Here is a 1,108-nt window from a genome sequence, read left to right on the forward strand (position 1 = left end):
GTTTATTTTTTTTGTTTTAATTTAGAAATAAAATCTTCTTTTCTTCTTTGATATATTAATTTCGAATCTTCATCTATGGTAGTTTTTGCTTCCATTAATTGATCAAAATTCATATTGTATAGTTTAAAATTTAATTTTCGAATGATACGTTCAGTAGGTGGAAATTCATTTTGTTTTATTTGATTTAAGACTTCATCCAAATTAAATAATGGAGTTTCAAGTAATATATTGACAATGCGGTCCGAAATTTCAGCTTTGCGATCATAATCAATTAAACAATTTAGTGTATAAATAAATTGAATTATATTATCTAATATCGAAAGAATAATTTTGTGATCCAGATTATCAGGTAAAAACCACAATAAATTAATTCGTTGATCCTCAAATAATCTTTCTGCAGTTTCAATAATGATCTTTCTCTCCCTTTTTAATGTTTTTTTCTTGGTTGTGAAAAATTTACTCGTTCCTGTATCTGCTAATTTTAGACTTAATTTATATTGGTTATAATTATAGATATTTTCTACATCATTGAAGATTAAGATATTTCCTAAATGTGGATCTCCGTGAATCATATCTTTGGAGTAAATATAGTTTAATGATTTTGAGTATAACTTCCAAATTTCTAATCTTTTTTCTATACTTTGATGTTCTTTTAACCAATTTTTACCATTTTGTCCATAAATAATTTCCATAATTGAATAAGGATGATTGTTAATCATATCAAAATTATAAGTATTAATAACTAACGGATGGTTTAAAGAAGCTATTTTAATAGTTTCTTCCAAAGCGCGTTTATCCCCATGTTTATTCCATACTTTTATTGCTACTTCTCTCTTTAATTTTTCATCAAAAGCTTTAAAAACAGTGGCATTCGCTCCTCTTCCAATTTGTTCAATGATTCTATATCCTGGAATATTAAATCTTTTTTCTGCTATGAGAAGACTTCCATCTTCAAATGTATCCGAATAATTATTTGAAAGATTATGCATTTTTCTTCCGATTTATAAAAAAATTGAAAATACTTATATTAATTTATTTGTACTATAAGTGCACAAATTCTTTCCAACTAAGATGTTCTTTTAAGATTTAAGCTATGTCGTATAACGAA

At 25.3% G+C, this 1,108-nt stretch carries 1 protein-coding gene; it reads right to left on the reverse strand.

Annotated features, from left to right (window positions below; all coding sequences use genetic code 11):
* Window positions 1–2: 2 nt before the first annotated feature.
* On the reverse strand, window positions 3–989 hold the full coding sequence (locus ND811_RS19325; protein ID WP_265353606.1) for a protein kinase domain-containing protein: 987 nt from the start codon (window positions 987–989) through the stop codon (window positions 3–5).
* Window positions 990–1,108: the final 119 nt, after the last annotated feature.

Source organism: Leptospira soteropolitanensis, from assembly GCF_026151655.1.
Lineage (GTDB): Bacteria > Spirochaetota > Leptospiria > Leptospirales > Leptospiraceae > Leptospira_A > Leptospira_A soteropolitanensis.

Bases quoted from the DNA above. Each gene is read 5' to 3' on its own strand.
- ND811_RS19325 (WP_265353606.1), bottom strand. From the start codon at position 989: ATGCATAATCTTTCAAATAATTATTCGGATACATTTGAAGATGGAAGT.